This window comes from Pseudomonas sp. LBUM1647, assembly GCF_059716175.1.
Genome location: NZ_CP166809.1, coordinates 6613080 through 6636629, shown reverse-complemented (window position 1 = coordinate 6636629; position 23550 = coordinate 6613080). Strand labels below are relative to the sequence as shown.

The following is a 23550-nucleotide window of genomic DNA, read 5'->3' as shown; positions in this document are numbered from 1 at the left end:
CCTACGGGTGTACACATTCCCATGTAGGAGCTGCCGAAGGCTGCGATCTTTTGATCTTAATCGGCCTGAGCTACCTGAAAACTTGCCCCTGACGAAGGCTCCTGCCGAATCATTCGCTTCATCTTCCACTCAAACGCCCACGTCAGGCTCACCGCCGCACACGCCAGCCCCAGCGCCAATCCCCACCAGACACCCGTCGGCCCCCAGTTCAAGTTGAACGCCATCCACCAGGCGGCCGGCGCACCGATCAGCCAATAGCAGCCCAGCCCGACCAGGAACGTGGTCTTGGCATCCTTGAGCCCGCGAATGCAGCCCATGGCGATGGTTTGCGTGCCGTCGAACAGCTCGAACCACGCGGCTACTGCCAGCAGGCTCACAGCCAGATTGATGACGTCGCGAAACGCAGGGTCGTTATGGTCCAGGAACAAGCCGATCAATTGATTTGGCAGGAACCAGAAAACCATGGCAAAGCCCAGCATTGACGCCGCGCCAAAGGCGATCCCGACCCGTCCGGCTAGACGTGCATCCAGCAGCTGCCCGGCGCCGTAGTGCTGCCCGATGCGCATGGTGATCGCATAGGAAATCCCCGCCGGAATCATGAATGCCACCGAGACGATTTGCAGGGCAATCTGGTGTGCGCCCATTTGCGTACTGCCCATGGTGCCCATGCACAGCGCGGCGAAAGCAAACAACCCGACTTCCACCGCGTAGGTGCCGCCAATCGGCAAGCCCAGGCGCCACAGTTCCTTCAGATACTGACGGTTAGGCCGCGACAGGCCCTGACGCAAGGGATAAGCGTCGTAGGCCGGATGCCGACGGATGTGCCAGGCCAGCGCTAGCGCCATGCAGTTGGCGACAACAGCGGTAACCAGCCCGATGCCCATCAACCCCAGTTTCGGCAGACCGAACATGCCGGTAATCAATGCGTAATTGAGCAGGAAGTTAGCCACGGTGCCGCCGAGGCTGATGACCATCACCGGTGTTGCCCGGCCGATGGCGCTGGTGAAACCGCGCAGGGCCATGAAGCTCAGGTAGCCGGGCAGGGCGAACGGCAGGATCAGCAGGAACTGCCCGGCGGCGTGGACGTTGGTTTCGGTCTGGCCGAACAGCAGCAACACCGGTTTGAGGTTCCACAGCAGCAGCCCGGCCACCAACGCCATCAACCACGCCAGCCATAACCCGGCCTGGGTCAACCTGGCGGCGCCGACGATGTCGCCGGCACCCTGGCGGATTGCCACGAGGGTGCCGACCGCGGCGATCACGCCAATGCAGAAGATCGATACGAACGAGTAAGTTGCTGCGCCCAGGCCACCTCCGGCCAGCGCTTCTGGACTCAGGCGCGCCATCATCAAGGTGTCGGTGAGGACCATCAGCATGTGCGCCAACTGCGAGGCAATCAACGGCCCCGCCAGCCGCAGGATGGCCCAGAGTTCGGTACGTGCTGGATGCTGCATGGTCATCACGCTCGATAATTAAAGAGGGACAGGAAAGCGTCGATTCTCGGCGCTCTACGGGGTTTGCACAAAGGGATAAAAAGGATGGGTGGCATGATTCAAACTCATGCTGGAGAGTTTCTGCTAGGGTGACCGAATCCCGCTATAGGAACTTTCCGAATGTCCCGTCGTCTTCCTCCCTTGTATGCCCTGCGCGCATTCGAAGCGGCGGCGCGGCACAGCTCGTTTACCCGTGCGGCCGAAGAGTTATCGATTACTCAAAGTGCGGTCAGTCGGCATATTCGTACGCTCGAAGAGCATTTTGCCTGTCGGCTGTTTCACCGCAGTGGGCGCAATCTGCAACTGACCGAGTCGGCGCGGCTGATCCTGCCCGGCATTCGCGAAGGCTTCACCGCCCTGGAGCGGGCCTGCAATACCTTGCGCGCCGAAGATGACATCCTGCGCATGAAAGCGCCGTCGACCCTGACCATGCGCTGGCTGCTGGCACGGCTCAGCCGCTTTCGGCACCTGCAACCGGGCAACGAGGTGCAATTGACCAGCGCCTGGATGGACGTCGACTCGGTGGACTTCAACCATGAACCGTTCGACTGCGCCGTCATCCTCAGCAACGGGCATTTTCCGCCGGACTGGGAGGCGAGTTTCCTGTTCCCGGAAGAGCTGATTCCAGTCGGCGCGCCGAATCTTCTGCAGGATCAACCATGGAATGTCGCACGGCTGGCCAATACCGAACTGCTGCACCCGACGCCGGATCGTCGCGACTGGCGCAGTTGGCTGGAACGCATGGGGCTGGCGGATCAGGTGTCGCTCAAGGGCGGGCAGGTGTTCGACACGCTGGAACTGGGCATGATCGCCGCCGCCCGAGGTTATGGCGTGTCCATGGGCGATCTGCTGATGGTGGCGGAAGATGTGGCTCAGGGACGTCTGAGTCTGCCGTGGCCGACGGCCGTCGCCAGCGGTGAGAAATATTACCTGGTCTGGCCAAAAACCCGCCCCGGAGGTGAACGTTTGCGCAGGCTCAGCGACTTCCTGCAAGGCGAAGCCCGAGCAATGGAATTGCCCGACGTTCAACACTTGGGCTGAATCGATAGAGCCGCCGCAATGGCGGCCTTTCGCCATTTCCCGGCTAATTACTCAAGTATTCCGATTTTCCGCCGAAAATGCAGGTGGAACCTTCGTGCAGGTTCGACGTAATTCCCATTATTAGAATTTTGCTGAGTGTGCAGCCAGATCAAGGAGGATCCGGTCGCTCGGCCAGGAGCTGTCATGTCTCAACCTCGTGCCCGGATCGCCTCACAGCTTGGTCTTGCGCTTGCCGTGATACTGGCGATTGTCATCAGTGGCAGTACCGTGTTCGCCCTGCGCTCGCTGGACACCGCCAACCTCGCCACCCGCGAAGAACACCTGGCCAGTGAAGCCCGGTTGCTGGCCGATCAGTTGAGTACCTTTCACGGCACGTTGCGTGAAAGCACCCAGCGCTTGGCCGGTCTGTTCGAGAAGCGCTTCAGCGCCGGGTTGAGCGTGCATCCGGACGAGCCGGTGGCCGTGGCGGGCACTCAGACCCCGGGCTTGCACCTGGGCAGCGAAGTGTTGAACAACAATTTCAAGGAAGTGGACGAGTTCAAGCAAATGACGGCGGGCGTTGCGACGGTGTTTGTACGCAGCGGCGAAGACTTCATTCGGGTCAGCACGTCCCTGAGCAAACAGGACGGCACCCGAGCCATCGGCACGCTGCTCGATCACGCGAACCCGGCCTATGCGCGCTTGATGGCGGGGCAGGCCTACGTCGGTCGCGCCTTGCTGTTCGAACGCTCCTACATGACTCAGTACACCCCCGTACGTGACAGCGGCGGTAAGGTGATTGCTGTTCTGTTCGTAGGATTCGACTACACCGACGCGCAGAACGCGCAGTTTGCCAACCTCAAGCGCTTCCGTATCGGCCAGACCGGTTCCCTGGCATTGCTCGACGACCAAGGCAAATGGCTGGTGCCGATCGCGGGTGTGCAAGCGCTGGATCAGGCGACGCCGACCATCGTTGGTTTGGCGAAAACGCCGGGCAAGGGCGAGTTCTGGAGCGACAAATCCGAAGATTTCTACAGCATTGCCGTACCGTTTGAAGGCGGCCCATGGTCGGTCGTGGCGAGCATGCCGAAAACCGAAATCCGTGCCGTGACCTGGAGTGTCGGGATTCAGTTGGCGATTGGCAGTCTGCTGTCGATGTTGATCGCTGTGGGGGCGGCGGTCTGGTTGCTGCGCAGCAAACTCGCACCTTTGGGTGATCTGGTGCGTCAGGCGGAAGCCTTGGGCGCCGGTGATTTGAGCGTGCGTCTGAACGTATCGAGCAATGACGAAATCGGTCAGCTGGCCCGCGCGTTCAACCAGATGAGCCAGGCGCTGTCGACCATGGTCGAGCACATCCGCAAGGCCTCGCAAGAGGTCAACAGCCGTGCCCAGGCCTTGTCCGGTCTGTCCGGTGGCGCCTATGAAGGGATGGAGCAGCAGTCGGGCGAAATCACCAGCATGGCCGGCGCCGTGGAAGAGTTCAGCGCCACCTCCCTGAACATTGCCGACAACATGGGTAACACCCAGCGTCTGGCCCAGGAAAACGCACAGCAAACCCAGATCGGTCGTACGTCGATGGACGAAGCGTCCTCGTCCCTGGAACAAATCGCCGGCGCGCTGAACAGCACGGCGACGGTGATCAATACCTTGGGTCAGCGCTCCCAGGAAATCGGTGGCATTGTCGGTGTGATTACCTCGATCGCCGATCAAACCAACCTGCTGGCCCTCAACGCCGCCATCGAAGCCGCTCGTGCCGGTGAGCAGGGGCGTGGATTTGCGGTCGTGGCCGATGAAGTTCGTAACCTGGCCTCACGTACTCGCGAAGCGACCGACGAAATTTCCGGCATGATCCAAAGCATTCAGCAGGAAACCGGTAACGCCATCAGCACCATGGAGCAGGGCAACCTGTTGATGCAGGAGGGCCTGTCGCGCAACGCCAACGTCGCCAGTGCCCTGGCGCGGATCGATGAGCAAAGCCGCTCGGCCGGTCAGCAATTCGCGGCGATCACCACCGCGACCCAGGAACAGAGCAGTACCGCCACCTTGCTCAGCAGCAACCTGCAAAGCATTGCCCTGGCGAACAGTGAGCAGCGCGAAGTGGTGTCCAATCTGGCGATCACCGCCAAAGAGCTGGAGAAGCTGGCGGCAGATTTGCGACATGAGGTTGACCGGTTCCGCTGAGGCGCCTTTGGAATAGCTATCGCGAGCAAGCTCGCTCCCACATTGGATCGGTGGAAACACAGAATTTGTGAACACCCGAGATCAATTGTGGGAGCGAGCTTGCTCGCGATGGGATCGACTCAATTCCCCATTTTCAACCCCAATACCCGCATCACTATAATTTTGCCTTCGATGTAGTGCTTTTTAAGCTTGATGAAGCGTTTCAGCAAGACTATAAAAACTGCACAACTCCAAGAAAGGCTCCTGTCATGACTCCGCTCAAACTCATCATCGCTCTCGGCGCGTTGTCGGCTACCTCCCACGCCATGGCTTGGGACTACGTGCTGCTCGACACCGACAAAGCAGCCCAGAACTGGCAGATCACCAGTCAGCAGCTCGGCATCAAAACCGACAAACCCTTCTCGGTCACCCTGCGCACCTTGCACGGCGGTCGGCAGGAGGGCGTCAGTATCGTCGACATCGATAACGGCACCCTCAAGCTCTCGGTGGTGCCGACCCGCGGGATGAACGTCCTACAGGCGTCGGTGGGAAATGTGCGCATGGGTTGGGATTCGCCGGTCAAGGACGTGGTCAATCCGTCCTTCATCGAACTCAACGGCCGTGGAGGGTTGGGCTGGCTTGAGGGCTTTAACGAACTGGTCGCCCGCTGCGGCTACGAGTGGGTCGGTCACCCAGGCATGGATAACGGTGAACTGCTGACGCTCCACGGTCGTGCCGCCAACATCCCGGCCAGCAAAGTCACGTTGCACATCGACGAAAAAGCGCCCTACGCCATCAGCCTGCGCGGCGAGCTGAAAGAGCAGGCGTTCAAGAAAGTCGACTTCTCGGTGATGACCGAACTGGTCACCGAGCCCGGCAGCGTAGCGTTTGCCCTCAACGACACGTTGACCAACAACGGCGACTATCCGAAGGAATATCAGGCGCTGTATCACAGCAACTTCAGCACGCCGTTCCTGGAGCAGGGCGCGCGTTTTGTTGCGCCGGTTAAACAGGTGTCGCCGTTCAATGACAAGGCCAAGGGGGATCTGCCGGACTGGCAGACCTATCGCGCACCGACCAAGGATTACGACGAGACGGTTTACAACGTCGTGCCTTATGCCGATGCCAAGGGTGACACGCTGACCGTGCTGCATAACAAGGCTGGCAGCCTTGGGGTTTCGGTTGGTTTTAATACTCAGCAGCTGCCAGTGTTCTCTCTGTGGAAAAACACCGATACCCAAGGGCAGGGCTATGTCACGGGTCTTGAACCGGGAACGAGCTTTTCCTACAACCGTCGGTATCAGCGGCCACTGAATCTGGTGCCAACGATTGCGGCCAAGGAGCAGAAGCAGTTTCAAATCAGCTACAGCTTGCTGGCGGACAAGGGGGCTGTGGATAACGCGTTGAAGCGAGTGAATGAGATTCAGGGCGGGCGGCAGACTGAGGTGCGGCAAACGCCGTTGGTGGATCTCACCAAGGAATAATCACTGCTAATTTGTGCTCGGCCGGTATTGCAGTGCCTCGGCCAAGTGCTCGCGGGTGATGCCATCGACTTGCTCAAGGTCCGCCAGGGTGCGCGCCACTTTGAGCAGTCGATGGGCTGACCTTAGCGACAAGGTCAGTCGTTCACATGCAGTTTCCAGCCAGGTTTCGTCGACTGTGGATAAGTTGCAGTGGCGACGCAAGCCTGGCAGATCGAGAAAGGCGTTGGCGCAGCCCTGGCGTTTGTGTTGCCGTTCTCGTGCATCGGCGACCAGAACAGCGGCAGTGGCCGTATCGTCTCCAGCCTTCAACGCGGGGTTCAACGCCGTCGCTTCACGGGCGACGGTCAAGTGCAGGTCGATGCGATCCAACAATGGACCCGACAGTTTGTTGCGGTAGCGCTGGACCATGTCCGGCGTACAGGAGCAACGGCCACTCGGTTCGCCAAGATATCCACAGGGACACGGATTCATCGCCGCCACCAATTGAAAGCGCGCCGGGAAGCGCACGCGGTCCTTGGCGCGGGAAATCACGATGCAGCCCGACTCCAATGGCTCTCTCAGAACCTCCAATACCTTGCGATCAAATTCCGGGAGTTCATCGAGAAACAGCACGCCATGGTGGGCGAGGGTGATTTCTCCAGGTTGCGGTTTGGAACCGCCGCCTACCAGCGCGGGACCTGAGGCGGAGTGGTGGGGTTGGCGAAACGGTCGCTGCGGCCAATGGCTTAACGGGACACAACTGGTGACCGATTGAATCGCCGCAACTTCCAGCGCTTCGCTCTCGGCCAGGGGTGGCAAAAGCCCCGGTAAACGGCTCGCCAACAGGGTTTTTCCGGTGCCTGGAGGTCCGCTGAATAGCAGGTTATGAGCGCCCGCCGCGGCAATCAGCAACGCACGCTTGGCCGAGAGTTGGCCCTGCACTTCATTCAAGTCGGGATAGGGTTTGCTGGCGTAGAGCAATCCATTGGAAACATAAGGATCAACCGGCGTGTGGCCATTGAAATGCGCGACCGCTTCGAGCAAATGATCCACCGCGATCACCTTCAACCCCGAAGCCAGGCACGCCTCCTCGGCATTCGCCCGTGGCACCATCAAAGAACGCCCGGCCTTGCGCGCGGCCAGTGCTGCCGGCAATACCCCCCGAACTGCCCGCACGGCGCCTGAGAGCGCCAACTCCCCCAGGCACTCCACATCATCCAGCGTCAACGTAGGCACTTGAACACTGGCCGCCAGAATCCCAAGGGCAATCGCCAGATCGAACCGTCCACCATCCTTTGGTAAGTCGGCTGGCGCGAGATTCAGCGTGATGCGCCGTGCCGGAAACTGCAGGCCCGAGTTGATGATCGCACTGCGTACGCGATCCTTGCTTTCCTTCACTGCCGCCTCCGGCAAACCGACCATCGTCAGTGATGGCAAGCCGTTGGCCAGATGAACTTCTACGGTGACGGCGGGCGCCTCCACGCCTATTTGGGCGCGGCTGTGGACGATGGAGAGGGACATGGTCGTTCCTTGAGCTGACGGGAGCCGCTTCCTGCGGCTTTTTTAAGGGTAGTCGCGGGTTGGTGCTTGAGCTTGGTGATTGAGGCACAAAACTTTCGCAGAATGTTGCTAGCCAGTTACGCCGTAACGCGATCTGTAGCAGCTGGCGAAGCCTGCGTTCGGCTGCGCAGCAGTCGCAAAATCAAAGCATGCGGTACGTCAGGTAAACCGAGCACATCGGCTTCACGACTGCTGCGCAGCCGAACGCAGGCTCCGCCAGCTGCTACAAAGGTTGCATCCGTCTCTGTTAAAGCGATTGCAGAGCTCGTGAAGCTCGCTTCCACCAAGGTTTGTTGACGGCGCTTCGTGGTCGATCGCGGTCCGGCAACATCTGCGGAACGTCTTGCAACCGAATCCACGGCTGATTATTCCAATGCAGCAAGCTCAGTGACATATCCGGCCAGTTCAGCAGGCTCAGAATCGGGCGTTCGGTTGAGGTGGGTTGCTGGGCGTCTCTGAGGGCTGGGACGACGTCGTGGGTTAGCCATTCGCGCAGGGCCCGGTATTCGGGGCAGTAGTGGTAGACCAGCAAGGCGTAGACCCCGGATTCGCTGATTAGCAGGGTGTTTTCGATGGTGCCGTGGATGACGACTCGCGCGGATTGATGTTGATCGGGATCGAGTTTTCGGACGGCGCGTTCGTCGAGGAAAAGACGAAGCAGACGGCCTAAGTCTCGGGCGCTGAACCAAGGCTGGTTTTCGATCAAAAGCGCGTGAAGGTGGAGTTTGTGGCGGATGAAGACGTGAGGGATTAGATAGTTTTCTTCCATGGTGCAGCTCCCGGATGCGAATGAAGGAAACTGCCTCTGATCGTCGCCAAACGAAAAGGGTGGCAGCCATGCGCGGGTTGGCGAACCGGTGCATCCGGAAACCGGCAGACCCGAAGGTCTCCCACGCATAGCCGCCATAATTCGAGATGGGGATAATTCCCTGGTTCGAACGTGGTCGCGATGCGTTTAGATGCTATCCGGGTCGCCAAACCCAGTGCTGAACATTCAGCATTGGGTGAGCTTAGGAACCGGGGCTTTGCGGCGCAATCGGACGGCGGTGGTTTTCTTGTAGGACGTTGCCGGGGTTTTTGAGGGCTTAAAGATCAAAAGATCGCAGCCTTCGGCAGCTCCTACAGGGTTGGTCTGTCCAGCGTGGGAGGGCTGGTGACCGAGGCGACCCCATTCGCGGGCAAGCCCGCTCCCACAGGGATTGTGGTGTTATTCGGAAGGTGGATTGAGCTTCGCTTCAAGCTCCGCCACTTTCGCTTCAAGACTCTCCAAGCGTGCCCGTGTGCGTGCCAGCACAACCATCTGGCTATCAAACTCTTCCCGGCTCACCAGATCCAGCTTGCTGAAGCCGCTCTGCAACAGAGCCTTGAACTGGCTTTCGATTTCGCTTTTCGGCAGTGGGGTGTCGCCGCTGAAGAGGCGGGAGGCGGTGCCGGTCAGGGCGTCGAGGAAGTCTTTGGGCGCGAGCATGGGAAATGTCCTGTCAACAATGGCGGGCAGTGTATCACGCAGTGTCTATAGTCAATCCCGACCGCTGGCCGTGCACGCTTTTCGCGCATGCGGACGGACGGCATCGCACTGTTGTTGTGCGTAACGCGGCAAGAGTTGCGGCGAAGTGGTTGGCATCTGCGGTCAAGGGCTTGAAAACAGAGAGTTTTGTGGAGATGGCAAGCTTTCTGCTTAGTGCCTAGTGACCCATGCACTGATGCAGTCGCTGTGACGAATGCAGTGCGCCAAGCGGAACGGGGGAAGAGTTTCGCGCGGAGTGGTTAGCAGGCGTCGGACGGGCAGGTAAGGCCGACGATGCGTTACAAAGCCAGGCACTGCGCTTAGACTTGAGTCGGGTTTGTTTTCCTGGGGCAAGTCCACCAATTCGGGAGAGAGTTTTCATGAAGCTAGTCACTGCCATCATCAAGCCGTTCAAACTGGACGACGTACGCGAGTCGCTGTCCGAGATCGGCGTGCAGGGCATTACCGTTACTGAAGTCAAAGGCTTCGGTCGGCAGAAGGGTCACACCGAGCTGTATCGCGGCGCGGAATACGTGGTCGATTTCCTGCCAAAGGTGAAGATCGATGTCGCCATTGACGACAAGGATCTTGACCGGGTTATCGAGGCGATAACCAAGGCTGCCAACACCGGCAAGATCGGTGACGGCAAGATCTTCGTGGTCAATCTGGAACAGGCGATTCGCATCCGTACCGGCGAAACCGATACCGACGCAATCTAAGCCGCCACAAACCCAACGCCCCAGGAGAAAACAATATGACTCTGCGTAAATTCGCAGGGCTAGGAGCCCTGTTGTCCCTCGTAATGCCCGGCCTGGCTATGGCGGCAGACGAAGTGGCGGCCCCAGTCCTCAACTCCGGCGACACCGCCTGGATGATGACCTCGACAGCCCTCGTGCTGTTCATGACCATTCCCGGCCTCGCGCTGTTCTACGGTGGCATGGTTCGCTCCAAAAACATTCTTTCCGTGATGATGCAGTGCTTTGCCATTACCGGTTTGATCAGCATCCTGTGGGTCATTTATGGCTACAGCATCGCGTTCGACACTACCGGCATGGAACAGGGCGTCATCAACTTCAACTCGTTCTTCGGTGGCATGGGCAAGGCTTTCCTCGCCGGTGTCACGCCAGCGAGCCTGACCGGCCCTGCGGCGCTGTTCCCTGAAGCGGTGTTCATCACCTTCCAGATGACGTTCGCCATCATTACCCCCGCGCTGATCGTCGGTGCCTTCGCCGAGCGGATGAAGTTCTCCGCCATGCTGATCTTCATGGGCGTCTGGTTCACCCTGGTTTACGCACCAATCGCGCACATGGTCTGGTCCGGTAACGGCGGCCTGTTGTGGGACTGGGGCGTGCTGGACTTCGCCGGCGGCACCGTGGTGCACATCAACGCCGGTGTGGCCGGTCTGATTGCCTGCCTGGTACTGGGCAAGCGCAAAGGTTTCCCGACCACCCCGATGGCGCCGCATAACCTCGGTTACACCCTGATGGGCGCCGCCATGCTGTGGGTCGGCTGGTTCGGCTTCAACGCCGGTTCCGCCGCTGCGGCCAACGGCACGGCCGGTATGGCGATGCTGGTGACCCAGATCGCAACTGCCGCCGCTGCACTGGGCTGGATGTTCGCCGAGTGGATCACTCACGGCAAACCAAGTGCTCTGGGTATCGCTTCGGGTGTTGTGGCCGGTCTGGTTGCAATTACGCCAGCCGCTGGCACCGTGGGCCCGATGGGCGCTCTGGTCATCGGTCTGGCAGCCGGCGTGGTGTGCTTCTTCTGCGCCACCACCCTGAAACGCAAACTCGGCTATGACGACTCCCTGGACGCCTTCGGTGTGCACGGTATCGGCGGTATCCTCGGCGCGATCCTGACCGGTGTCTTCGCTGCACCGTCGCTGGGTGGCTTCGGCACCGTCACCGACATCGCCGCACAAGTCTGGATTCAGTGCAAAGGCGTGGGTTTCACGGTGATCTACACCGCGATCGTCACTTTCATCATCCTCAAGGTCCTGGACGCCGTCATGGGTCTGCGTATCACTGAGGAAGAAGAGGCTGTCGGCATCGATCTGGCACTCCACAACGAACGCGGCTACAACTTGTAAGTACGCGCACAAAAAAACTTGCCCGGCTTGCCGGGCATTTTTTTGTCTGGAGTTTGTCAGTGAAGGAACTGCTGAAAGGTTTTTTCGTACACGTTTAGTGGCGTTTACGACGGGCGTTTTTCTGCGGCCAATGGCTTACATGATTGAAGGAATATTAGGGCCTTTGTTTTTTCCCAGAGCGCGCTAGAATGCGCCCCGAACGTGCGGAGAACTGTATGTGGCAACAGACTCTGATTACCCTGCGGGCGAGGCCCCGGGGCTTTCATCTGGTAACGGACGAGTTACTCGCCGGCCTGCCTGAACTCAAGGCATGTCGGGTCGGTCTGTTGCATTTGTGGCTGCAGCATACCTCGGCGTCGTTGACCATCAACGAGAACGCCGATCCGGCGGTACGTCGCGACTTCGAACGATTTTTCAATCGTCTGATCCCACAAGGTACAGACGGCTATGAGCATAACGACGAAGGCCTGGACGACCTCCCGGCGCACTTCAAGGCCAGTGTGCTTGGCTGTCAGCTCTGTTTGCCGATTTCGGCAGGCCGACTGGCGCTGGGAACCTGGCAAGGCGTTTATCTGGGCGAGCACCGTGATTTTGGCGGTGCCCGTAAAGTCCTCGCCACCGTGCACGGTGAAGAGGCATAAACCGCTGGTTGTCAGCGGTTGTAGAATTTTTTCCAGCGGCCTTCGACAGACGGCGAAGCTGGGCTATAACTAATCTGCTTTTCGCAAGTCATGAGGTAGAACATGAGCGACGATGATCTGGAAAACGACGACCTCGAAGTAGGCGACGACGAAACCGAAGAAGGTCTGGAAACAGCAGCGGAAGACGTTGCTGACGACGATGGCGGTGAAGCGCCCGTTCCGACCGCCAAAGGCAAAGCCAAGGCAGCGGTATCGGTCGATGAGCTGCCGAGCGTCGAAGCGAAAAACAAGGAGCGTGATGCTCTGGCGCGGGCCATGGAAGAGTTCCTGGCCAAGGGCGGCAAGGTGCAGGAAGTGGAGGCCAATGTGGTCGCCGATCCGCCCAAGAAGCCTGACAACAAGTACGGCAGCCGGCCTATCTGAGCCTGCTACTTGCTTGCTGAAAAAGCCCGCCGTCGCTGCGGGCTTTTTCATGGGTGAAACAAAATCAAAAGATCGCAGCCTTCGGCAGCTCCTACACTATTGGGTGTACACCTGTAGGAGCTGCCGAAGGCTGCGATCTTTTCAGAAAAACCTCAAATCTTTTCCAAGTTCCAGAGGGCCAACAACGCCGGCAACTCGCTCAGGCTGCGAATCTCGGCATCCGGTGCCTTCTCGGCTTCCCAAACCTTGCCCGCCGGGTTAAACCAGATCGCCCTCAATCCCGCCTGCTGGGCGCCGGCAATGTCGTCACCCGGATGATCGCCGATATGCACGGCCGTTTCAGCCGTCGCACCACCCCGTTGCAACGCCTCGTGAAACAGTCGCGCATCCGGTTTGCCGATGCCGATGTCTTCGGCGCACAACGCAAACTTGAAGTAATCCGCCAGCCCTAACCGACGCACATCGGCGTTGCCATTGGTGACCACGCCGAGGGCGTAGTGATTGGCCAGCGTCTCCAGGGTCGGTTGCACTTCCGGGAAGATTTCCAGCTGATGCCGCGCATGCAGAAACACTTCAAAACTCTTGTCGGCCAGATCCGAAGCTTGGCCATGGTCGTAACCGGCCTCTTCCAGCGCGTGGAACAAGACTCGGCGGCGCAGGGCGCTGATGCGGTGCTTGAGGCTTGGTTCGCTGCTGAGGATCCGTTCGCGAATCGCCCACAAATGCTCCACCGGCACGGCGCCCAGATTTGGTGCATGTTCGGTCAGCCATTCACGCAATACGGCTTCGGCGCTGACGATCACCGGGGCGGTATCCCACAGGGTGTCGTCGAGGTCGAAGGTGATCAATTGGATTCTCATGACTCATCGCCTTTGATGCGTTTGGCCCGTGGATGGGCGCTGTCGTAAACCGTGGCCAGGTGCTGGAAGTCCAGGTGGGTGTAGATCTGGGTGGTCTTGATGTCCGAGTGGCCGAGCAGCTCTTGCACCGCCCGCAGGTCCTGGGACGACTCCAGCAAATGGCTGGCGAAGGAGTGTCGCAGCATGTGCGGATGCAGGTTCTGTCCCAGTTCGCGCTCGCCAGCGGCTTTAACCCGCACTTGAATCGCCCGTGGGCCGAGGCGCCGGCCTTGCTGGCTGACAAACACCGCGTCGTCCGCAGGGTTGGTCATGGCCCGCAGCGGCAGCCACAGCTCCAGCGCTTCGCGAGCTTTTTTGCCGACCGGCAGCAGTCGGGTCTTGCTGCCCTTGCCGAGCACTTGAACCATGCCGTCGGCCAGGTCCAGCTGATCCAGATTGAGCCCGGTCAGCTCCGACAGCCGTAAACCTGAGGAATAGAACAGCTCCAGGATCGCTTGATCCCGACGTGCCAGAAAATCATCCTCCACCGCGCCCTCAAGCAGTTGCAGCGCGCGGTCGGTGTCGAGGGTTTTTGGTAGCCGACGTTCGCCCTTCGGCGGCGCCAGGCCGTTGGCCGGGTCGTGGTCGCAGAGGCCTTCGCGGTTCAGATAATGATAGAGCCCGCGCACCGCCGACAGCAGCCGGGCCAGGCTGCGGGACGATTGGCCCTGTGAATGCAGGCGAGCGATCAGGCTGCGCAGGCGCTGGATGTCCAGGGCCGCCCAACTGCTGATGTTCTGTTTGACGCACCAGCCCAGCACTTTGTCGAGATCGCGGCGGTAGGCGTACAGCGTGTGAGGCGACACCTGCCGCTCACTGCGCAGGTGTTCGCAGTAAGCGTCCAGTTGCCGTTCCACGATCAGCGTACCGAGCGCAGGGAGGTGTTGACCCGTGGCAGCACGCGGCCCATGACTTCGGCGATGTAGCTGAGGAACAGCGTACCCACCGAACTCTTGTAATGCTGCGGGTCGCGGCTGGCGATGGCCAGGACGCCGTGGATGCCCTGGTAGCTGATAGCGACAACGGCGGTGGAGCCGATCTGTTTGCGCTGTTCTTCGCCAAACAGGAAGTCCAGTTCATGCTCACGCAAGCTGCCACTGACGCTTTTGTCTTCCGAGAGCAAGCCGCCGATGGCCGTTTGCGCGTCGGCATGAGTGACCCAGCGGCCGACCGGCATCGGGTTGTCACCCAGCAGAATCAGGCTGACGAAGGGCACCTGGAAGTCCTGGCGCAGACTGTCTTCGACACTGATCACCACGTCTTCCAGGCTGGTGGCGTCCATCAGCGCGAGAATCAGGCGGCGGGTCTTGTCGAAAAGGCGGTCGTTGTCGCGGGCCACGTCCATCAAGTGCGAGAGGCGATGACGCAACTCGATATTGCGGTCGCGCAGGATGCTCATCTGGCGTTCGACCAGCGAAATGGTGTCGCCGCGCTGGTGCGGAATGCGCAAGGTTGCGAGCAGTTCTTCATGCTCGACGAAGAAATCCGGATGAGCCTCCAGGTACGCGGCAATCGCCGCCGCCTCAAGGCTTTCGGAAGGGGATTCGTCGGGCTGTAGGGCGGGAACCTGGGGCTTATCTTTCATGGATTCGACTCTCTCAAAGACGCACTTGTCCTTCATAAACGCGCACTGCCGGGCCGGTCATCATGACCGGTTGACCAGGGCCTGCCCATTCAATGGACAAACGCCCGCCGGGCAGGTCGATCAATAGCGGCGAATCCATCCACCCCTGGCTGATCGCGGCCACTGCGGCAGCGCAAGCGCCGGTTCCGCAAGCCTGGGTTTCCCCGGTCCCGCGTTCCCAGACGCGCAGCTGCGCGCGGCTCCGGTCGATGACCTGGAGAAAACCGACATTGACCCGCGCCGGGAAGCGCGGATGGTTTTCGATTTTCGGCCCCAGCTCATGCACCGGTGCATTGTTGATGTCGCTGACCCGCAGCACGGCATGGGGGTTGCCCATGGACACGGCGGCCAGGTCGACCAGAGTGCCGTCGACGTCAACCTGATAGCTCGTGGCCTGCTCCGGCGCTTCAAATGGAATCTCGGCCGGCACCAGGCGCGGTGCGCCCATGTTGACACCGATCTGCCCGTCGCTGCGGATATCCAGTTCGATGATGCCGCTTTTGGTCTCGACGCGGATCTGCCGCTTCGCGGTCAGGCGCTTGTCGAGCACGAAGCGTGCGAAACAGCGCGCACCGTTGCCGCACTGTTCCACTTCGGAGCCGTCGGCGTTGAAGATCCGGTAGCGGAAATCCACGTCCGGGTTGCTTGGCGCTTCGACGATCAGCAACTGATCGAAACCGATACCCGTATGCCGATCGCCCCATTGCTTGGCGTGTTTGGGCAGGATGTGCGCATGCTGGCTGACCAGGTCGAGGACCATGAAGTCATTGCCCAGGCCGTGCATCTTGGTAAAACGCAGCAGCATGGTTTTACTCCGGCAGCAGGCTTTCGCCAGCAAACAACTCGGCTACCGTCTCACGGCGACGCACTTCAAATGCCTGATCACCGTCCACCAACACTTCAGCGGCACGGCCGCGGGTGTTGTAGTTGGAACTCATGACAAACCCATAGGCACCGGCCGAATGTACGGCCAGCAGGTCGCCTTCTTCCAGGGCCAGCTCACGATCCTTGGCCAGGAAGTCGCCGGTCTCGCAGATCGGCCCGACGATGTCGTAGGCACGGGCAGCGGAGTTGCGCGGGCGCACGGCGGTGACGTCCATCCAGGCCTGGTACAGCGCCGGGCGGATCAGGTCGTTCATGGCCGCGTCGACGATGGCGAAGTCTTTGTGTTCGGTGTGCTTGAGGTACTCGACCTGGGTCAGCAGCACGCCGGCGTTGGCGACGATAAAGCGGCCCGGCTCGAACACCAGTGCCAGGTCACGACCGTCGAGACGCTCGCGCACGGCTTTGATGTAGTCGGCAGCCAATGGCGGCTCTTCATCGCGATAACGCACGCCCAAACCACCACCGAGATCGATGTGGCGCAGGTAAATGCCGCAGTCGCCGAGGCGGTCGACCAGGCCCAGCAGGCGGTCGAGGGCATCGATGAACGGCGGCAGGGTGGTCAGTTGCGAACCGATGTGGCAATCGACACCGACCACTTCCAGGTTCGGCAGCTGCGCGGCACGGATGTACACGTCTTCGGCGTCGGCGATGGCGATGCCGAACTTGTTCTCTTTAAGACCGGTGGAAATGTACGGGTGAGTGCCGGCGTCGACATCCGGGTTCACTCGCAGCGAGATCGGCGCGCGAACGCCCAGCTCGGCGGCTACAACCTGCAGGCGTTCCAGCTCATCGGTGGATTCGACGTTGAAGCAGTGCACGCCGACTTCCAGGGCACGACGCATGTCGTCACGGGTCTTGCCGACACCAGAGAAGACAATCTTGTCGGCGCTGCCGCCAGCGGCCAGTACACGTTCCAGCTCGCCACGGGAGACGATGTCAAAACCGGCGCCCAGACGCGCCAGGACATTCAGTACACCCAGGTTGGAGTTGGCCTTGACCGCAAAGCAGACCAGGTGCGGCATGCCGGCCAGCGCATCGGCATAAGCCAGGTACTGGGCTTCGATGTGCGCACGGGAGTAGACGTAGGTCGGTGTGCCAAAGCGTTCGGCGATGGCGGACAGGGCAACCCCTTCCGCGAACAGCTCGCCGTCACGGTAATTAAAAGCGTCCATGGCGTTCCCTTATTGGTAGACGTCGTGCTTGTGTGCTTTCGACGGAGACTTCTGCGACGACTTGGCTTGCTCGGCAGGGTCCTGGCTATCGTCAGGCAGGTACAGCGGGCCTTTTTGACCACAGGCCGACACAAGGCAGGCAACCGCGACGAGCGCAGCAAGGGAAGAGATCAGGCGCTTCATGGCGAAATCCTTGAAAATGCGTTAATTGCGCCGGAGTATACCGGCCACCCGGCAGCTTGCCTATGCGACGGGGCTCCCGTCCGGCGGGCCTTGTGGTGAGGGGATTTATCCCCGTTCGGCTGCGCAGCAGTCGCAAGCACTCCCGTTTAACCTTGAACTGCTGGGGCTGCTTCGCAACCCAACGGGGCGGTGCGACGTTTCGATAAATCCCCTCACCACAAAGGCCCGCTCCCACAGGGCCTGCGTTTGATGTACCTAAATCGGCGCTTGGTCGTTATCCTTTGCAATCACCGGGGCTCGCCCGTATCTTGCGGCGCTTGAGCGTGAGTAGACACTTTTTGAGGTTCCCGCAATGAGTTTGACTGAAGCCCGTTTCCACGATCTGGTCGATGCCACCCAGCAGACGCTGGAGGATATTTTTGACGAGTGTGACCTGGATATCGATCTGGAGAGCTCGGCCGGTGTGCTCACCGTCAAGTTCGAAAACGGCAGCCAGTTGATTTTCAGCCGTCAGGAACCGTTGCGGCAGCTGTGGCTGGCGGCCGTGTCCGGCGGGTTCCACTTCGATTACGACGAAGAGAGCAAGCGCTGGATGTGTGACAAGAGCGACGAACAACTCGGCGAGATGCTCGAGCGCATCGTCAAGCAGCAAGCTGACGCCGAGCTCGATTTCGAAGGTCTGTGAGATCGTGACCCAGCCTGCGCCCGTTCGTCCGCCCAAACCGCTCTACAGCAATGTCAGCCCGGCGGTGGCTTCGCCGTGCAGCGGTGTGTGTCGGCTGGATGAGCAGAAGGTCTGCCTTGGGTGTTTTCGCCATGTCGAAGACATCCGAGAATGGCGCTCGGCCGATGACGATCGGCGTCGGGTTATCTGCGCGCAGGCCACCGAACGCAAGTCATCTATGTGACGACTAATTGTGGCGAGGGGATTTATCCCCGTTGGGTCGCGGAGCGATCCTGAAATCTGCAACTGTGGAGTGCCGGACACACCCCCGTTCTCTGTTTTTGCGACTGCTTCGCAGCCGAACGGGGATAAATCCCCTCGCCACAGAGGTTCTCTATAAAAGTCTCAAGGGTGGCGGTCGCCCCTGACTTGTATATTTATTGAGCTGTGATAGTGTCGAGAAACGCCTCAACCCATCGAGGCTCGTGAAAACCCCGCCTTTTTCTGGCGGGGTTTTGCTTTTTCTGTGCAGAAGAAAGGAGTCTGCCCAAATCATGACCGTACCTTCAATCACCCTTACCCGTCTGGACGTGCAACGTCTGGAGCGCCTGATCGACAGCCTGGATGACACGCTGCCGGGCGTTATCGCGCTGCAAACCGAACTGGACCGCGCCGATACCCTGGTCGGTCACGATGAAGTACCCGCCGATGTCGTGACCATGAATTCCCGTGTGCATTGCCGCGAAGAAGGCAGCGGCAAGGACTATCACCTGACGCTGGTTTATCCGAAGGATGCCAATGCCGACGAAGGCAAGATTTCCATTCTGGCGCCGGTCGGCAGCGCGTTGCTGGGGCTTAAGGTTGGTCAGCACATCGACTGGCCAGCACCGGGCGGCAAGACGTTGAAACTGACCCTGCTGGAAGTTGAATCGCAGCCGGCCGAGGGCGGCCACTTTCCGGAATAAACCCGTCAGACCTGCTCGAGCGCCTCGTTCAATGCGCGCTCCAGGTCAGCCTTGTAGCGCAAATACAAAATGCTTGAACTCTGACCATCACCGAGCAGGCCCGACAGGTCCAGGTCGGTGATGTAGCAGCGATAGCGTTCGGTTTCACGGCGCTGCTCGACGATTTCCCGGGCGACCACGCTGAACAGTTGGTCGCCATGTTCCAGCTCTGAAAATTCCCGCTGATTGCAATACAACGTGACCTGCACCTGCCCCGGTGCGGCTTTGCCGACAATCGCCTGCACGTCGTAGAACGGTTTGTTAACCGGGGTTTGCGGCGCTGGCCGAGCTTCGACCCGACGCGCCCGTACGGGGCCGGAGGGCAGCAGTTGGTAATACAAGATGTCCAGGCTCAGCGGCTGGGCGACGTCCATCGGCAGCAAGGCGTCGCGCCGGTACTGGATCGATTGCAGGAACCGTTGCAGCGGCACCAGCAGGCTTTGCTCGTCGTGGTAGGGCAAGCGCTGCTGCCACAGGGCATTGAATTCATCCAGCACGTACAGGTCGGCGCGGTACTCGTTGATCCGGTAGAACACCTGAATGCAATCGGGTTGGCCCATCGGCAAGACTAGCGCCAGGTCGTGGTCTTCCAGTGCCATCGGGTCCAGGTGCAGCGGGCTGTAGCTTGCCAGCTCTTCGCCCAGGTAATCGACCAGCGCCGGCAGCGTGGCGAGGGCGACATGATTGACCTGGCCGGGCACCAATTCCAGCACGTGGTAGTGCTGCTGGACCTGAATCAGGTAGCGATGATTGAGTTTGCTCAACAGCAGGTTCTGCGCGGTGTCGAGGATCTCTTCGACCCTCCGGGCGATGAACTGTGCGCGGTTGTGGCAGAAGCAACGAACCCGCAACGTGGGTTGTTGTAGCCCGCCGGGCAGGTTGTTGAGGTAATCGCGCACGCAGTCGAGCAGCGCGTGAGGGCCGTCGAAGCGGTTGACCAGCACTTCGTTCCAACTATTGAGCGTGACCTGATCCAGGGTCAGCACCAGGTTTTCCCGGACGCCGGCGTAGCTCAGGGAGTCGGTGCGCTCGGTGGTCATCAGGATGTTCAGGTCGCGGTGGTGCTTGAGTGGATCGACGCCGACGTTCACCAGAATCAGCACTTCGCTCGGCACACTGGCGCGCAGTAACGGTTCTTCGGCGACGGTCGTCAGCGGCAGGGCGATGCTCTGTTGCAGGCTGCCGAGCAGGTTGAACAGTTCGAACTCGCTCAGGTCGCTGCTGCCGGGATGCAAGGCCAGGCGAGTGCTGCTGTCGATCACGCCATTGCGGTGACACCAGGTCAGCAGTTCCAGCAATTGGCGGCTGCGCTTGATCGGTGCGAAATGCTCCCATTCGAGGGCCGTCAGACTACCGTTGTACAAACCCCACTGAGTTTGCCCCGATTCTTTTTTGTTCGGCGCGTGCACCAGCGTGAGGGTGTCTTCGGCCAGATCCGTGGCGATGCCAGGGTTGATGAACTCGACCTTGTCGGCCTTGCGCTCGAAGGCCGCGTACAACCGTCGGCCCAGCACGTTGAGGTCGCGCTTGTTGATCAGGCTGACGGTCTGTTCGTTGCGGGCGAACTGGGTCAGGAAGCGATAGCTGTAATTGAGCTCGTTGACCAAGGCCCTGCGTTCAGAGCCGACCTGGCGGACTTTCCACTGACTGCGGCTATCGAGCAGGGCCAGTTGACGATGATCCCACTGCCATTCGTGGGCCAGGCGTTTGAGCAACGAACGCTGCCAGCTCTGAGTGCGACTGCTGCTGCCGGTGAGTTTGCGATTGACCTTCAGGTACAACGCCCGGCGTACCAGCTCCAGCCGTTCCGGCTCGCCACGGGCGGTGAGGTATTCCTCGATGCGCCGGTAGACCACAACGTACGGGTCCAGCTCATCAAGGTCGAGCCGATTGGCAAACACCGCTTGCTTGAAGCGCAGGCTCAGGCAATGAACCTTGGGGTGTTCGCTGGCATAGACCTCGGTCAGCAGCAGTTTGAGGACCGATTTGTACGGCGACTCGATGCCCTTGAACAACTGCCAGAGTCCGGCGCCGATGAATTCCCCCGGCGGGATATAGGCCAGATGCCCCAGGTCGAGGGTTTCGTCGGCACGGATGAAGCGCTTGGACATCAGGGTGTGGGTGTAACGGTCGTAGCTCGCTTCTTCGTAGACCGGCACCAGCCACCAGATGGGCGTGCGTCCGGCCAGCCAGATCGCGGTGCGATAAAACTCGTCCAGTAGCAGATAGTGCTGGGTGGTGCCGCAATCTTCCGAGCTCAGTTGCGTATCGCGTTCGCCGCGTACGAAACGGGTCGGGTCGATCAGGAAGAAATGCGCCTCGGCGCCCTGGCTGGCGGCCCAGATTTCGAGGAGTTGGCATTTTTTGCGCAGTTCAGTGAGCTCGCTTTCGCTCAAGTCCGGCCCGTGACAAACCCACACGTCCATGTCGCTCTGGTCGGCCTGGGCGAGGGTGCCGAGGCTGCCCATCAGGAACAGGCCGTGAATCGGTCGCGGCGGATTGCTGCCATGGCGAGGCTTATAGGAAAACGAGCGGGTCAGGCGTTGGGCTTCGGCGAGGGCGTTGGCGTCGGGTTCGTAATTCGACAGCCCGGCCGGCGTGCTGCCCGAAACGTACCCCGGCAACAGCGGATGATTGACGTGAAAAAACAGCGGCAACAGGGTCAGCACCGCTTGCTGGCGGGTCGACAACCCTTCCATGGCGCGGGCCATACGGCCTTCATTGAGCTTCAGAAAACGTGCGCGCAGTTGGCTGAGAACTTTGCGGTCGATTCCCTCGTCCAGATCGGGGCGGATTTCATGGGTGCGGGTCATGTCAGCTCAAACCGGCTCGCGGGGCTCAGACGTGGGTGTCTGCGGATGAGGGGCAGTTTAGCGCCTCGGCTCCAGGACTTTTAAGCTGATTTTGTTTTTCTGGCGTCAGATTTTTATCGCGGGGCGACGGCAGGCAACAGGGCAGGTAACGAAATGTGCCCGCGGAAATCCCGTAGCAGGGGTTTCCGTGGGCGCTACGGTAATGCTCAGGCAGTTTCCCGGACGTTGAGAATGGTCAGAACGGTTTGCACATTTTGCGCGGCATCACGGCCCAGGCTGGTCAGATAACCACCATCTGGCTGGGTGATCAGTTCTTTGTCGAACAGTCTTTGGGCGGCAGCAATGGCTTTCGGGGCAGCGGTCTGATGAATTTTCAAACCTTCCTGGGAACTGTCCAGGTTGAAGAGTGCGAGGATTTCCAGTTCGGCAACCAACTCAGGGGTAAGCGACATAAGGACTCCAGACTTTCTAGGAATTGGACGACAGCGTCCCTAAGGTGATCCCACTCGGGCGGCATGTCCAGTGCTCGCGACAGGGTTTTTTCGCCTTGGGAAGCATTCCCCGGTGGGTGGTGCGGCAGCGGGGTGGATTCAGTGTAGTCAGGGTCTGGAGGAAGGCGGGACTGATTGGTGACAATCTGTGTGGGAGCGGGTTTTTGTGGTTGTGGAGATTGCCTGTGGTGAAGGGATTTTTGTGGCGAGGGGATTTATCCCCGTTCGGCTGCGCAGCAGCCGTAAACCTGTGATCGCGGTTTATTTGAAACATCGCGATCACAGGTTTCAGGGCCGCTTCGCGACCCAACGGGGATAAATCCCCTCGCCACAAGGGCCTGCGGGCTTATTTCTTTTCCGGCGGCAACTCTGGTAATGCACGCAACGCGGCTTCATACCATTCGGTGTTGAACGCGCGGTCTTCTTCGAGGATTGCGTCGATTTCCACGGCCAGAACGTGGGCCATTAGATTGAGGATTTCTTCACGCTCGTAACCCACTAATGTCAGCTTGTTGAAGGTTGCCTTGGCGGCTGGCGGGTTGTCGCTTTCGATCTGGTTTTCGATGGCTTCGACCAGGGTGTTTTCGGCGAACTCTTCTTCGTCGATGTCGTCGTTGTTGATGCCGGTGGTTGGCTCGCTCATGGCAGGCTCCTCAAGTTAAGGCGGCCAGTTTACCTGCATTCAGCGCTGTGATGCTGCTGGCAAGAAACTCTGCGGCGTTCTATAAAAGGCACCTGCCAACCCCGCACGGCCTGGAGGCTATGTGATGCTCAAGCTTTTTGGATTCTCCGTCAGCAACTACTACAACATGGTCAAGCTGGCGCTGCTCGAGAAGGGTCTGCCATTTGAAGAGGTACTGTTTTACCCGGGGCCTAGCCCCGAGGCATTAGCCATCAGCCCGCGCGGGAAGGTGCCGGTGCTGGGTGTCGAACAGGGTTTCGTCAACGAAACCAGCGTGATTCTCGAACACCTCGAACACAGCCAGAAAGGCACGCCGCTGTTGCCGAGCGATCCCTTTGAGCGTTCGCAGGTCCTGGCACTGGCCAAGGAAATCGAGCTGTACATCGAATTGCCGGGGCGTGCCTGCTACGCCGAAGCATTTTTCGGCATGACTGTGCCGGATGCGATCAAGGACAAGACCAAAGCCGAGTTGCTGCTGGGGTTTGCCTCACTGGGCAGGCACGGCAAGTTCGCCCCTTATGTGGCAGGTGACAGCCTGAGCATTGCGGATTTGTATTTCCTCTACAGCGTGCCGCTGGCCTGTGCGGTGGCGCAGAAGCTGTTTGACCTGGATTTGCTGGCTGAGATGCCGGCGGCCAAGGCGCTGCTGGAACGTCTGGGGCAGAATCCGAATGTGCAGCGGATCGCAAAGGACAAGGACGCGGCAATGCCAGCGTTTTTGGCGATGGTTGCCGGCAAGAAGTAGGTTTTGTAGCGTTCTAAAGTCAGTCATCG

24 protein-coding genes are annotated in these 23550 nt (G+C 59.9%); 11 read left to right on the top strand and 13 right to left on the bottom strand.

Annotated elements, in window-relative coordinates; all coding sequences use genetic code 11:
- Positions 1 to 56 precede the first annotated feature (56 nt).
- On the bottom strand, positions 57 to 1454 hold the full coding sequence (locus ACA059_RS30740) for a NorM family multidrug efflux MATE transporter (protein WP_497632088.1): 1398 nt from the start codon (positions 1452 to 1454) through the stop codon (positions 57 to 59).
- Between the two features lie 159 nt (positions 1455 to 1613).
- Between ACA059_RS30740 and ACA059_RS30735 the strand changes: the two genes are divergently transcribed.
- From ACA059_RS30735 to ACA059_RS30725, 3 genes are all read left to right on the top strand, one after another.
- Complete coding sequence (locus ACA059_RS30735; protein WP_497632087.1) at positions 1614 to 2534, top strand: LysR substrate-binding domain-containing protein; 921 nt, start codon at positions 1614 to 1616, stop codon at positions 2532 to 2534.
- 183 nt (positions 2535 to 2717) lie between these two features.
- The gene (locus ACA059_RS30730; RefSeq protein ID WP_497632086.1) at positions 2718 to 4694 is read left to right on the top strand and encodes a methyl-accepting chemotaxis protein; all 1977 of its coding nucleotides are present in this window, start codon (positions 2718 to 2720) and stop codon (positions 4692 to 4694) included.
- Positions 4695 to 4942: 248 nt separating this feature from the next.
- Positions 4943 to 6157: an aldose 1-epimerase family protein gene (locus tag ACA059_RS30725; protein WP_497632085.1), complete on the top strand. Its 1215-nt coding sequence runs from the start codon at positions 4943 to 4945 to the stop codon at positions 6155 to 6157.
- Between the two features lie 6 nt (positions 6158 to 6163).
- Here the strand turns inward: ACA059_RS30725 and ACA059_RS30720 are convergent, their stop codons facing one another.
- The 3 genes from ACA059_RS30720 to ACA059_RS30710 form a co-directional block, all read right to left on the bottom strand.
- Entirely contained in the window at positions 6164 to 7657 is a 1494-nt protein-coding gene (locus ACA059_RS30720) for a YifB family Mg chelatase-like AAA ATPase (RefSeq protein WP_497632083.1), read from the bottom strand.
- A gap of 286 nt (positions 7658 to 7943) precedes the next feature.
- The gene (locus ACA059_RS30715) at positions 7944 to 8465 is read right to left on the bottom strand and encodes a BRO-N domain-containing protein (RefSeq protein ID WP_497632082.1); all 522 of its coding nucleotides are present in this window, start codon (positions 8463 to 8465) and stop codon (positions 7944 to 7946) included.
- Between the two features lie 438 nt (positions 8466 to 8903).
- Positions 8904 to 9164, bottom strand: a complete 261-nt coding sequence (locus ACA059_RS30710; RefSeq protein WP_497632081.1) for an accessory factor UbiK family protein — start codon at positions 9162 to 9164, stop codon at positions 8904 to 8906.
- A gap of 419 nt (positions 9165 to 9583) precedes the next feature.
- Between ACA059_RS30710 and glnK the strand changes: the two genes are divergently transcribed.
- The 4 genes from glnK to sutA all read left to right on the top strand — a co-directional run bounded on the left by glnK (position 9584) and on the right by sutA (position 12359).
- Positions 9584 to 9922, top strand: coding sequence for a P-II family nitrogen regulator (gene glnK, locus ACA059_RS30705; protein ID WP_002555808.1), 339 nt, complete (start codon positions 9584 to 9586; stop codon positions 9920 to 9922).
- 35 nt (positions 9923 to 9957) lie between these two features.
- A complete protein-coding gene (locus ACA059_RS30700; RefSeq protein ID WP_497632079.1) occupies positions 9958 to 11295 on the top strand; it encodes an ammonium transporter in 1338 nt (445 codons plus the stop codon).
- Between the two features lie 215 nt (positions 11296 to 11510).
- Complete coding sequence (locus ACA059_RS30695; protein ID WP_497632078.1) at positions 11511 to 11936, top strand: secondary thiamine-phosphate synthase enzyme YjbQ; 426 nt, start codon at positions 11511 to 11513, stop codon at positions 11934 to 11936.
- 102 nt (positions 11937 to 12038) lie between these two features.
- Positions 12039 to 12359, top strand: coding sequence for a dormancy-specific transcriptional regulator SutA (gene sutA, locus ACA059_RS30690; RefSeq protein ID WP_223429536.1), 321 nt, complete (start codon positions 12039 to 12041; stop codon positions 12357 to 12359).
- A 152-nt stretch (positions 12360 to 12511) separates the two neighbouring features.
- Here sutA and ACA059_RS30685 read toward each other — a convergent pair whose 3' ends face one another.
- Genes ACA059_RS30685 through lptM form a run of 6 tightly spaced genes read right to left on the bottom strand, consistent with a single transcriptional unit; the run spans position 12512 to position 17122 of the window.
- Positions 12512 to 13219 carry an HAD family hydrolase gene (locus ACA059_RS30685; RefSeq protein WP_497632077.1) on the bottom strand — a complete coding sequence of 236 codons (708 nt, stop codon included), beginning with the start codon at positions 13217 to 13219 and terminating at the stop codon, positions 12512 to 12514.
- Positions 13216 to 14115 (bottom strand): tyrosine recombinase XerC, encoded by a 900-nt coding sequence (gene xerC, locus ACA059_RS30680; RefSeq protein WP_008150257.1) that lies wholly within the window; start codon positions 14113 to 14115, stop codon positions 13216 to 13218. The genes ACA059_RS30685 and xerC overlap by 4 nt, the downstream gene beginning before the upstream one ends.
- A gap of 2 nt (positions 14116 to 14117) precedes the next feature.
- Positions 14118 to 14843 carry a DUF484 family protein gene (locus ACA059_RS30675; RefSeq protein WP_046045082.1) on the bottom strand — a complete coding sequence of 242 codons (726 nt, stop codon included), beginning with the start codon at positions 14841 to 14843 and terminating at the stop codon, positions 14118 to 14120.
- A gap of 13 nt (positions 14844 to 14856) precedes the next feature.
- The gene (gene dapF / locus ACA059_RS30670; protein ID WP_046045083.1) at positions 14857 to 15687 is read right to left on the bottom strand and encodes a diaminopimelate epimerase; all 831 of its coding nucleotides are present in this window, start codon (positions 15685 to 15687) and stop codon (positions 14857 to 14859) included.
- A 4-nt stretch (positions 15688 to 15691) separates the two neighbouring features.
- Entirely contained in the window at positions 15692 to 16939 is a 1248-nt protein-coding gene (gene lysA / locus ACA059_RS30665; protein ID WP_046053812.1) for a diaminopimelate decarboxylase, read from the bottom strand.
- 9 nt (positions 16940 to 16948) lie between these two features.
- Complete coding sequence (lptM, locus tag ACA059_RS30660) at positions 16949 to 17122, bottom strand: LPS translocon maturation chaperone LptM (protein ID WP_497269277.1); 174 nt, start codon at positions 17120 to 17122, stop codon at positions 16949 to 16951.
- Between the two features lie 352 nt (positions 17123 to 17474).
- Between lptM and cyaY the strand changes: the two genes are divergently transcribed.
- From cyaY to rnk, 3 genes are all read left to right on the top strand, one after another.
- Complete coding sequence (cyaY, locus tag ACA059_RS30655) at positions 17475 to 17807, top strand: iron donor protein CyaY (protein ID WP_008150266.1); 333 nt, start codon at positions 17475 to 17477, stop codon at positions 17805 to 17807.
- 4 nt (positions 17808 to 17811) lie between these two features.
- Entirely contained in the window at positions 17812 to 18030 is a 219-nt protein-coding gene (locus tag ACA059_RS30650) for a DUF1289 domain-containing protein (protein ID WP_497632076.1), read from the top strand.
- 310 nt (positions 18031 to 18340) lie between these two features.
- Positions 18341 to 18751 (top strand): nucleoside diphosphate kinase regulator, encoded by a 411-nt coding sequence (rnk, locus tag ACA059_RS30645; protein WP_489069404.1) that lies wholly within the window; start codon positions 18341 to 18343, stop codon positions 18749 to 18751.
- A 5-nt stretch (positions 18752 to 18756) separates the two neighbouring features.
- Here the strand turns inward: rnk and ACA059_RS30640 are convergent, their stop codons facing one another.
- The 3 genes from ACA059_RS30640 to ACA059_RS30630 form a co-directional block, all read right to left on the bottom strand.
- Positions 18757 to 21603, bottom strand: coding sequence for a class I adenylate cyclase (locus tag ACA059_RS30640; RefSeq protein WP_497632075.1), 2847 nt, complete (start codon positions 21601 to 21603; stop codon positions 18757 to 18759).
- A gap of 206 nt (positions 21604 to 21809) precedes the next feature.
- Positions 21810 to 22055, bottom strand: a complete 246-nt coding sequence (locus tag ACA059_RS30635) for a TIGR02647 family protein (RefSeq protein WP_008150272.1) — start codon at positions 22053 to 22055, stop codon at positions 21810 to 21812.
- 385 nt (positions 22056 to 22440) lie between these two features.
- The gene (locus ACA059_RS30630; protein ID WP_497632073.1) at positions 22441 to 22737 is read right to left on the bottom strand and encodes a hypothetical protein; all 297 of its coding nucleotides are present in this window, start codon (positions 22735 to 22737) and stop codon (positions 22441 to 22443) included.
- A 124-nt stretch (positions 22738 to 22861) separates the two neighbouring features.
- Between ACA059_RS30630 and ACA059_RS30625 the strand changes: the two genes are divergently transcribed.
- Positions 22862 to 23521 carry a glutathione S-transferase family protein gene (locus tag ACA059_RS30625; RefSeq protein ID WP_497632072.1) on the top strand — a complete coding sequence of 220 codons (660 nt, stop codon included), beginning with the start codon at positions 22862 to 22864 and terminating at the stop codon, positions 23519 to 23521.
- The last annotated feature ends 29 nt before the right edge of the window (positions 23522 to 23550 follow it).

What these genes read in the sequence shown, in the direction of transcription:
- ACA059_RS30735 (WP_497632087.1), top strand. Translation starts at nt 1,614, where the DNA reads ATGTCCCGTCGTCTTCCTCCCTTGTATGCCCTGCGCGCATTCGAAGCG.
- ACA059_RS30640 (WP_497632075.1), bottom strand. Translation starts at nt 21,603, where the DNA reads ATGACCCGCACCCATGAAATCCGCCCCGATCTGGACGAGGGAATCGAC.
- ACA059_RS30625 (WP_497632072.1), top strand. Translation starts at nt 22,862, where the DNA reads ATGCTCAAGCTTTTTGGATTCTCCGTCAGCAACTACTACAACATGGTC.
- ACA059_RS30730 (WP_497632086.1), top strand. Translation starts at nt 2,718, where the DNA reads ATGTCTCAACCTCGTGCCCGGATCGCCTCACAGCTTGGTCTTGCGCTT.
- ACA059_RS30630 (WP_497632073.1), bottom strand. Translation starts at nt 22,737, where the DNA reads ATGAGCGAGCCAACCACCGGCATCAACAACGACGACATCGACGAAGAA.
- dapF (WP_046045083.1), bottom strand. Translation starts at nt 15,687, where the DNA reads ATGCTGCTGCGTTTTACCAAGATGCACGGCCTGGGCAATGACTTCATG.
- ACA059_RS30695 (WP_497632078.1), top strand. Translation starts at nt 11,511, where the DNA reads ATGTGGCAACAGACTCTGATTACCCTGCGGGCGAGGCCCCGGGGCTTT.
- ACA059_RS30710 (WP_497632081.1), bottom strand. Translation starts at nt 9,164, where the DNA reads ATGCTCGCGCCCAAAGACTTCCTCGACGCCCTGACCGGCACCGCCTCC.
- ACA059_RS30720 (WP_497632083.1), bottom strand. Translation starts at nt 7,657, where the DNA reads ATGTCCCTCTCCATCGTCCACAGCCGCGCCCAAATAGGCGTGGAGGCG.
- ACA059_RS30685 (WP_497632077.1), bottom strand. Translation starts at nt 13,219, where the DNA reads ATGAGAATCCAATTGATCACCTTCGACCTCGACGACACCCTGTGGGAT.
- ACA059_RS30700 (WP_497632079.1), top strand. Translation starts at nt 9,958, where the DNA reads ATGACTCTGCGTAAATTCGCAGGGCTAGGAGCCCTGTTGTCCCTCGTA.
- ACA059_RS30740 (WP_497632088.1), bottom strand. Translation starts at nt 1,454, where the DNA reads ATGCAGCATCCAGCACGTACCGAACTCTGGGCCATCCTGCGGCTGGCG.
- ACA059_RS30675 (WP_046045082.1), bottom strand. Translation starts at nt 14,843, where the DNA reads ATGAAAGATAAGCCCCAGGTTCCCGCCCTACAGCCCGACGAATCCCCT.
- ACA059_RS30725 (WP_497632085.1), top strand. Translation starts at nt 4,943, where the DNA reads ATGACTCCGCTCAAACTCATCATCGCTCTCGGCGCGTTGTCGGCTACC.
- cyaY (WP_008150266.1), top strand. Translation starts at nt 17,475, where the DNA reads ATGAGTTTGACTGAAGCCCGTTTCCACGATCTGGTCGATGCCACCCAG.
- glnK (WP_002555808.1), top strand. Translation starts at nt 9,584, where the DNA reads ATGAAGCTAGTCACTGCCATCATCAAGCCGTTCAAACTGGACGACGTA.
- lptM (WP_497269277.1), bottom strand. Translation starts at nt 17,122, where the DNA reads ATGAAGCGCCTGATCTCTTCCCTTGCTGCGCTCGTCGCGGTTGCCTGC.
- ACA059_RS30635 (WP_008150272.1), bottom strand. Translation starts at nt 22,055, where the DNA reads ATGTCGCTTACCCCTGAGTTGGTTGCCGAACTGGAAATCCTCGCACTC.
- lysA (WP_046053812.1), bottom strand. Translation starts at nt 16,939, where the DNA reads ATGGACGCTTTTAATTACCGTGACGGCGAGCTGTTCGCGGAAGGGGTT.
- ACA059_RS30715 (WP_497632082.1), bottom strand. Translation starts at nt 8,465, where the DNA reads ATGGAAGAAAACTATCTAATCCCTCACGTCTTCATCCGCCACAAACTC.
- sutA (WP_223429536.1), top strand. Translation starts at nt 12,039, where the DNA reads ATGAGCGACGATGATCTGGAAAACGACGACCTCGAAGTAGGCGACGAC.
- rnk (WP_489069404.1), top strand. Translation starts at nt 18,341, where the DNA reads ATGACCGTACCTTCAATCACCCTTACCCGTCTGGACGTGCAACGTCTG.